This window comes from Nitratidesulfovibrio liaohensis, assembly GCF_011682075.1.
In the GTDB taxonomy this organism is placed as follows: domain Bacteria; phylum Desulfobacterota; class Desulfovibrionia; order Desulfovibrionales; family Desulfovibrionaceae; genus Cupidesulfovibrio; species Cupidesulfovibrio liaohensis.
In genome coordinates this window covers 1-7,575 of the sequence record NZ_VSMK01000073.1, presented here as the reverse complement: position 1 = coordinate 7,575, position 7,575 = coordinate 1, and the positions used below count along the sequence as shown (strand labels likewise).

At 67.9% G+C, this 7,575-nt stretch carries 7 protein-coding genes and 1 pseudogene; 3 read left to right on the top strand and 5 right to left on the bottom strand.

Features of this window, described 5'->3' with window-relative positions; all coding sequences use genetic code 11:
• The 4 genes from lpxB to rfbB form a co-directional block, all read right to left on the bottom strand.
• Positions 1-1,193 (bottom strand): lipid-A-disaccharide synthase (lpxB, locus tag FVW27_RS03310; protein ID WP_167122709.1); only part of this gene is annotated, 1,193 nt, incomplete at its 3' end.
• Positions 1,194-1,203: 10 nt separating this feature from the next.
• Positions 1,204-2,214 carry a hypothetical protein gene (locus FVW27_RS03305; protein ID WP_167122707.1) on the bottom strand — a complete coding sequence of 337 codons (1,011 nt, stop codon included), beginning with the start codon at positions 2,212-2,214 and terminating at the stop codon, positions 1,204-1,206.
• Positions 2,215-2,280: 66 nt separating this feature from the next.
• The gene (rfbD, locus tag FVW27_RS03300; RefSeq protein WP_167122705.1) at positions 2,281-3,162 is read right to left on the bottom strand and encodes a dTDP-4-dehydrorhamnose reductase; all 882 of its coding nucleotides are present in this window, start codon (positions 3,160-3,162) and stop codon (positions 2,281-2,283) included.
• Positions 3,159-4,181, bottom strand: coding sequence for a dTDP-glucose 4,6-dehydratase (rfbB, locus tag FVW27_RS03295; RefSeq protein WP_167122703.1), 1,023 nt, complete (start codon positions 4,179-4,181; stop codon positions 3,159-3,161). The genes rfbD and rfbB overlap by 4 nt, the downstream gene beginning before the upstream one ends.
• Before the next feature lie 340 nt (positions 4,182-4,521).
• On the opposite strand from rfbB, the gene FVW27_RS03290 reads away from it, so the two are divergent.
• Both FVW27_RS03290 and FVW27_RS03285 read left to right on the top strand, forming a co-directional pair.
• Positions 4,522-5,379, top strand: a complete 858-nt coding sequence (locus FVW27_RS03290) for a sirohydrochlorin cobaltochelatase (protein ID WP_167122701.1) — start codon at positions 4,522-4,524, stop codon at positions 5,377-5,379.
• Between the two features lie 487 nt (positions 5,380-5,866).
• A complete protein-coding gene (locus FVW27_RS03285) occupies positions 5,867-6,715 on the top strand; it encodes a hypothetical protein (protein ID WP_341806056.1) in 849 nt (282 codons plus the stop codon).
• Between the two features lie 72 nt (positions 6,716-6,787).
• Here FVW27_RS03285 and FVW27_RS03280 read toward each other — a convergent pair whose 3' ends face one another.
• A complete protein-coding gene (locus FVW27_RS03280; RefSeq protein WP_035064065.1) occupies positions 6,788-6,991 on the bottom strand; it encodes a twin-arginine translocase TatA/TatE family subunit in 204 nt (67 codons plus the stop codon).
• Positions 6,992-7,116: 125 nt separating this feature from the next.
• Here FVW27_RS03280 and FVW27_RS03275 point away from each other — a divergent pair.
• Positions 7,117-7,575 (top strand): annotated as a pseudogene (locus tag FVW27_RS03275) (pyridine nucleotide-disulfide oxidoreductase); the annotation flags it as partial.

The following is a 7,575-nucleotide window of genomic DNA, read 5'->3' as shown; positions in this document are numbered from 1 at the left end:
GGTCCGCAGCGGCGGCGCAGGTCGGCAAGGTCGGCGCGCACGCGGTCCAGTTCGCCGGGGGTGCCCAGCCAGCGCAGGGCATGGTGGGCCAACACGGCGCCGTCGGCGTTCTCCTGCAACAGTTCGGGGAACACTTCACGGTTCAGCACAAGGTTGGGCAGGCTGACCCACCGGACCTTTACCAGCCGCTTGCCCAGCCAGTACGAAAACGGCGATACCCGATAGGTCACCAGCGTGGGCACGCCCAGCAGGGCCGTTTCCAGCGTGGCCGTGCCTGATGCGGCCAGCAGCAGCTGGCAGGTGCGCAGTGTGGCGTAGCGGTCGTCGGGCGATTCGATGGTCAGGGGCACATCTGCGGGCCACAGGGCGCGCAGGGCGTCTTCGGTCACGTTGGGGGCGCGCACGCAGTGGAAGGACAGGCCGGGGCGACTTTCCAGCAGCAGCCGGGCGGCCTTGCCGTATTCCGGCATCAGCGCCTCTATCTCCTTGCGGCGGCTGCCGGGCATCAGGCCGATGCGCCCCGGCACGGGGGCGATGGCGTCCAGCCGCTGCCAGTCCATCATGTCCAGCAGCGGGTTGCCCACGTAGTCCACGTCCATGCCGTGGCGACGGTAGAACTCCACCTCGAAGGGCAGGATGCAGATCATCCGGCGGATGTGGCGGCGGATGAAGTTGACCCGCCCGGTGCGCCACGCCCATATCTTGGGGCTGATGTAATAATGCACCGGAATGCCCAGAGCGTGGGCGGCCCTGGCGATGCGGAAGTTGAATTCCGGCGCGTCGATGAGCACCACCGCGTCGGGCCTGCGCGCGGCCAGCTCCGCCTTGATGCGGCGCAGCATGCCGAGGATGCGCGGCAGGTAGCCAAGCACCTCTGTAATGCCCATCACGGACAGGTCTTCCACCCGCAAGATGGCGTCCTGCCCGGCTTCGCGCAGGTGCGGGCCGCCCATGCCGATGCAGCGCAACGCCGGGTCGCGGCGGCGCAGGGCCTCCAGCAGGCGACCGCCGTGCATGTCGCCGGAAAGTTCACCGGCGTTGATCCACACGGTGCGCGGCGGGGTGCCAAGGGGTGCGCCAGGCGTTGTGCCAGTCGTTGCAGCGGGCGTGGCGCCAGACTTGGGGGGGGGCGCTGCGGCAACGGGTGCGGCAGCTTCGGCAATGTGCGCGCCGGGCTGGGGGGTGTCCGTCATGCGTTGCCGCCTACGCGCCCATGCTTGCGGAGTTCGCGGTACTGGCGGGGCCGGTCGTCGTGGTCGGCAACGGCGTGGGCCGCAGCCGGTCGTACAGCCGGATCAGCAGCATCACCACCACCATGGAGAAGATCAGCCGCGCCCACAGGGTGCCGCCAAGGTGCGCGCCGATGAGGGTCATCAGCAGGGTGTCCTCGATGAGCGCGTGCGACAGGCCCATGAGCGACAGCGAACTGAACACGTCGCGCGGGGGCACCTTGCCGCCCTGCACCTCGTGCACGATGAGCCCGCCGCCGTAGGCGATGCCAAGGCTGAGACCCACGATGGTGATGGTGGCGGCGTTGTCGCCGATGCCCATAAGCCGCAGCACCGGACGCAGGCAGGCGTTGAGCAGCCGGGTGATGCCCACGGCATCCAGCACGCGCATCAGGCCCATCAGCACCAGCACGATGCCGAATACGGAGACAAGGTTGCGCGCCTCGTTCCAGGCCCAGGCGGCCAGGGTGGCCGGGGCCTCGCGCGGGGCCCACAGCATGGTGGCGGGTTCGGAAAGGTAGCCGGTGGCGTCGAAGAAGGCGCGCATCAGCATGCCGCACAGCAGCGCCCCGCCAAAGCGCAGCACGATCTGGGTGGTCATGTTCAGGCCGCACTGCTGGGCAATGCGTCCTTCCACCAGCACGTTGTGGGCGATGAGGGTCATGGTGGCAAAGGTGGTCACCTGGGCCACGCTCAGCTGTTCCATGCCCGGCAGCAGCCCGGCGTACACGAACAGGCCGCTGTAGATGTTCACCAGCATGCTGGTGGCCCACGACAGTCCGAGGTCCGCGGGCAGGCCCACCAGACCCATGATGGGCGACAGCGGCAGGGCCAGGTAGCGCACCAGGTCCAGTTCGGTCAGCACCTTGACCACGATGATGATGGGCACCATCACCTTGACCAGCGTGAGCCAGACGCGGAAGGCGTCTCTGGTGGTGCCGCGCGCGGCGCGTGCGAGCGTGCGGAGGGTTTCGGCGGGCGGCATGTGGTTTCCCTTTGGTATCCTGATCGTTGGTGGCCGCTGGCCGAAGTGCGGTCTGCCCGCGCGACGTCAGGCGTCGTGCATGGCGGGCAGGCATTCCTTGTAGATGTAGTCGCGCAGGGCCTGCGGCCACGGGCGCGGGGTGATGCCGGTCATCTGGGTGAAGCGTGCGGTGTCCAGCACCGAAAAGGGCGGGCGCTGGGCCTTTTGCGGGTAATCGCGCGATGGTATCGCGTGCACCTTGCAGGGCAGCCCGGCCAGGTTCACCGCCTCGGACGCCAGTTCGCACCAGCTGGCCTGCCCGGCGTTGGCCACGTGGAAGATGCCGGTGGCCCGCAGTTCGGCCAGCTTCACGCTGCCCGCCGCCAGGTCCAGGGTGTAGGTGGGCGAGCCGATCTGGTCGTGCACCACGCGGGCCTCGCCCTTGTCGTGGCAGATGTCCAGGATGACCTTGACGAAATTGCGGCGCCCCGGCCCGAACAGCCAGGATGTGCGCACCACGCAGGCGTTGTCCGGGCACTGTTGCAACACGGCCTGTTCACCGGCCAGCTTGGTGGCGCCGTAGACGGACGCGGGGTCGGGCGTGTCTTCCGGCGTGTAGGGCGCACCCTTCTTGCCGCTGAACACGAAATCGGTGCTGAAGTGCACGAGGTGCATGGACGTGCCGCGCACCATGCGCGCAAGGCAGGTGGGCAGTTGCCGGTTGAGGCGGGTGGCGTCTTCCTCGCGCTCTTCGGCCAGGTCCACCTGGGTCCAGGCCACGGTGTTGAAGATCACGGCGGGTTCGGCGCGCTCGATGAACGAGGTCAGCGCCCCGGAATCGAGCACGTTCACGTCGTCGCGGCCGGTGGGCAGGGCGTCCCAGCCCGATTCGCGCAGCACGCGCACCAAGGCCTGGCCGAGCAGCCCGGTCCTGCCGCCGAGCACCAGCGCCTTGGGGCGCGGGCTCACAGTCGTTCTCCGTACCAGCGTTGCATGAATTCCCTGTACGCCCCCGAGGCCACGCTTTCAAGCCATGCCGCGTTGTCCCGGTACCATGCCACGGTTTCGGCCAGGCCCCGTTCGAAGTCGTATTCCGGCGCGTAGCCAAGTTCTTGCGCCGCCAGCGAAAAGTCCATGGCGTAGCGGCGGTCGTGGCCGGGGCGGTCGGTAACGTGGCGGATCAGGCTTTCCGGCTTGCCCACCAGGCGCAGGATGGCGCGCACCACCTCTATGTTGGGGCGTTCCGCCGCACCGCCGAAGTTGTAGACCGCGCCCGGGCGGCCCTTTTCCAGCGCCAGCAGCACGCCCCGGCAATGGTCATCCACGTGGATCCAGTCACGCACGTTCATGCCGTCGCCGTAGACGGGCAAGGTTTCGTCGCGCGCGGCCCGACCGATCATCAACGGAATGAGCTTTTCGGGAAACTGGTAGGGGCCGTAGTTGTTGGAGCAGCGGGTAATGACCACCGGGTAGCCGTAGGTCTCGTACCAGGCGCGGGCCATCAGGTCGCCTGCGGCCTTGGAGGCGGAATAGGGGCTGTTGGGTGCCAGCGGGGTGGATTCGGTGAAGCGGCCCTCCGGCCCCAGGGTGCCGTACACCTCGTCGGTGGAAACGTGGACGAAGCGGGTAACCCCGGCCTCGCGCGCAGCGGTGAGCAGGGTTTGCGTGCCCAGCACGTTGGTGACCACGAAGGGGGCGGGATCGTCTATGGAGCGGTCCACGTGGGTTTCCGCCGCGAAGTTGACCACCGCGTCGATGCGGTGCTGCGCAAGGATGCGGCGTACCGCGCCCGCGTCGGCGATGTCGGCGTGCTCGAAGAAATAGCGGGTGCCGCCGTGGGTCTTTTCCACGTCGGCAAGGTTCAGCGGGTTGCCCGCGTAAGTCAGCTTGTCGAGGTTGACCACCGTTATGTCGGGGCGGCGGTCTATGATGAGACGGACGAAGTTGGTGCCGATGAAGCCGCAACCGCCCGTGACGAGTAGGCGCATCATGTCTCCGTGAAGGTGACGGGTGTGCAGGAATGAAGACCGGGAGGCGAGGCCCCTTTTGAGGTGTGGCCCGGTCGAAGCCCGAATGGTACAGGCAGCAGCGGGGCAAGGTCAATATGGCGCGGTGGGCGGCGCTGGAACGGCGTGCACCGTGCATCGTGCAGAAATAACTTGCAATGTTGCGTCGTCGTGGGTAGCGTGCACCGTGGCGCTTCACGTCGTTGCGCCGCCCGGCATGCGCTGGGGGCCTGGGTCCTGCGCGCCCCGCGCGCTTCACGCTCGGTCAGGCAGAGGCCCCCTGCCGCACGCGCATTTTGCATACGGTTCCTACGGCATCCACATGAAGAAAGGCATCCTTCTCGCCGCGTTCGGCTCCGGAACCCCGCAGGGGCAGTCCACCCTTCGTCTGTTCGACGAGCGGGTGCGCGCCCTGTTTCCCGGGGTGCCGGTGCGCTGGGCGTTCACCTCGGTCGTCATGCGCAATCGGCTGGCGGCCGCGCGCAAGAAGACCGATTCCGTCCAGAAGGCCCTGCGCAAGATGTGGTACGAAAAGTATACCCATGTCGCCGTGCAGTCGCTGCATTCCATTCCCGGCGCGGAATATGCCGATCTGCTGGTCGATGTGGAGGACATGCGGGCGACGGAGTACAGGCAGGAAGGCTTCGTGCGGGCCACCGTGGGTGCCCCCCTGCTGGATTCCGACGACGACATCCGCCGCGCCACCACCGCGCTGCTGACCCACCTGCCGCCGGAGCGCGCCCCCGGCGATGCCTGTGTGTTCATGGGGCACGGCACCTGGCACGAGGGCGAATCGCGCTACGGGGTGCTGTCCGCCCAGGTGCGCGAGCGCGACCCGCTGGTGCATATCGGCACCATGGACGGCGATTGCACCATCGACGACATTCTGCCCCGTCTGGCAGAGGCCGGGGTGCGCCGGGTGTGGCTGCTGCCGCTGCTTTCGGTGGTGGGGCGGCACGCCATGCTGGACATGGCCGGTGATGCGCCGGATTCGTGGCGGTCGCGCATCGTGGCGGCGGGCATGGAATGCGTGCCCGTGCTGCGCGGCACGGCGGAATACGGCGGCTTCGTGGACATCTGGCTGGACCATCTGGGCGTGGCCTTGCGCGCGCTGGATGCCGACAGTGACGGGGATGTTGCCGTAAACGGGGATGCGGACGGGGAAGGAGTGCCCCGATAGCTCCTTGCGCCGCAAACGCCCCCCGTCACCCAGTCACCCCGTCACCCAGTCATCCAGTCACCGGGCTCCGCAACTACCCGACGCCCGTATTCACCCGACGTCCCCTTCAGATTTACTGACGCCCCAAATTTGCCAGGCACGCCTGACATGGAGTGGGCCGGGGCGCAGCCCCGCCGCCGGATTTCCTTCCCTTGCGTTTTCGCGGGTTGCTTCCCTTTTCGCCTCGTTCCCGCCTGCGCTCCCCGTCCGGTTCCCCCGCCCGCGCTGGCGTTCGGGGGCAAAATCGGCTACAACGCCACGGAACGACACCATTTTGCAGAACTCCGGAGTATTCATGATGTTCCGTTGTCCCGGTCGCCCCGCTCGCGGCCACGGGGCGGCTCCGTCCCCCCGCCATATAGCGTTCCACGGGATGCTTTCCAGCTACGTGTCCGGTGCGCTTGCGTCGCCGTGTCGACTTCTGTGCGGTCTTGTCGTCGCGGTTGCCGTGCTGTGCCAGGCCGTGCCGGGCCATGCCCGCCGCGCCGAGGCCGTGTGGGGCGAAGGGCAGGTCTCCAAGACCCGTGCCCAGGCGCAGGGCGAGGCCTTTACCTCCGCCGTCACCGACGAGGCTCTGGACATCCTGCGCGCGCCCCTTTCCGAGGCGCGCCGCGCCGCGCTGCGCGAGTACCTGTCCACCGTCACCGGCGAGGTGGTGCGCGGTTACAGCGAACTGGGCATGACCCCGGTGCAGGGCGGCACCCGCCTTGCCGTGGACGTGGACGTGAACCGCGACATGCTCAAGGAGCGCCTGCGCCAGGTGGGCGCCTACTATACCGCCGAGGAACCCGTGGCCATGGTCCTGCAGCTTTCCGGCGCCTCGCCCGAGGTGGCGGAGCGGGTGAGCAGGCTGCAACTGCTGTATGGGGTGGAGCAGCGCGCCGGAGCGTCGGTGCGGGTTGCCCTGCGACCCCAGAACCCCCAGAGCAAGGGCTGGTACGGCACGCTGGACGCGTCCGAAGGGTCCACTTCTGCGGATGGAGCCAGCGTGGACGACGTATGGCGGGGGCTGTGGGCGTGGTATTTCTCGCACCGTCAGGTGGCCGGAGCGGCGGCGGGCCAGCAGGCCGTGCTGCGGGTTTCCGGCTGGCTCACCGCCGACAGCGTCGAATCCTTCGACCGGGCACTGCACGACTGGGACCGCGCCCTGCAAAGCGCGCAGTTGCAGGACGTGACCATGCGGCCCGGCGGGCTGGTGGCCACATGGAAGCTGGTGCTGGTGAACAGGGTGGAACTGGACCGGCGCCTGGACGAGTATCTTGCGCCGCGCAAGCTGACGCGAGAGGTTCTGCCGTAACGCGGAAACGAAGAAACCCGGCGGGCATGCCGCGCCGGGTTTCAAAAAATGTCGGTCGGGCACGTGGCCCGGTTATGCCTGCTTGTCGTCCTTGTCGATCTTGCCGTTCTTCTTGCCCGGAGTGATGTCGATTTCATCGGGCTCACTGGTGGCCCGCTTGAAGTTGCGGATGGCACGCCCGAGCCCGCCGCCGATTTCGGGCAGCTTGTTGGCCCCGAATACCAGCAGGACCAGAACGAGAACGACCAACAATTCCTGAATGCCGATACCGAACATATGCATGCCTCCGTTAGTGGTGTCATGCATATACACATCGGGTACACCCCGGTCAAGGCGCGCAACGCCGGGGGATGGCCTGTTTTCCAAGGTGGTTGCGCACACTTCAATGAATGGAGCGATACATGCGACGCATCGTTGTCATAGGTTCCGGTGTGGGGGCGGGCAAGCTTGCCGCGCGCGTCAAACGGCTGCTGCCGGGGTGCGAGGTGAACATGATCATGCCCGAGGCAGGCGCCGAGGGTAGCGGGCCGTTTTCCGCGTGTCTGGCGGGGCGGCGCGCTTCGCGCGTGCTGCTGGCCGCCCGCGAGGTGGGCGTGCTGGATGCCTCCGAACTTTCCGTCGATCTCGATGCCAGCACCGTCATCACCGGTTCCAGCCGGGGCAGGCTGGCCGTGCGCTACGACCAGCTGGCCATGGAAATCGACGCCACCCCGCGCATTCCCCGCGCCCTGCGCGGCGCGCCCAACGTGTTCGCCTGGCCCTGCGCCGACGCCACCGGCCTTGACGGGCTGCTGGCGGAGCGCGTGGCCGCCGGGGCCTGCCGTGCCGTGGTGGTGGGGCAGGGGGCCGAGGCGCTGGAA

Bases quoted from the DNA above. Each gene is read 5' to 3' on its own strand.
- FVW27_RS03305 (WP_167122707.1), bottom strand. From the start codon at position 2,214: ATGCCGCCCGCCGAAACCCTCCGCACGCTCGCACGCGCCGCGCGCGGC.
- rfbB (WP_167122703.1), bottom strand. From the start codon at position 4,181: ATGCGCCTACTCGTCACGGGCGGTTGCGGCTTCATCGGCACCAACTTC.
- FVW27_RS03290 (WP_167122701.1), top strand. From the start codon at position 4,522: ATGAAGAAAGGCATCCTTCTCGCCGCGTTCGGCTCCGGAACCCCGCAG.
- FVW27_RS03280 (WP_035064065.1), bottom strand. From the start codon at position 6,991: ATGTTCGGTATCGGCATTCAGGAATTGTTGGTCGTTCTCGTTCTGGTC.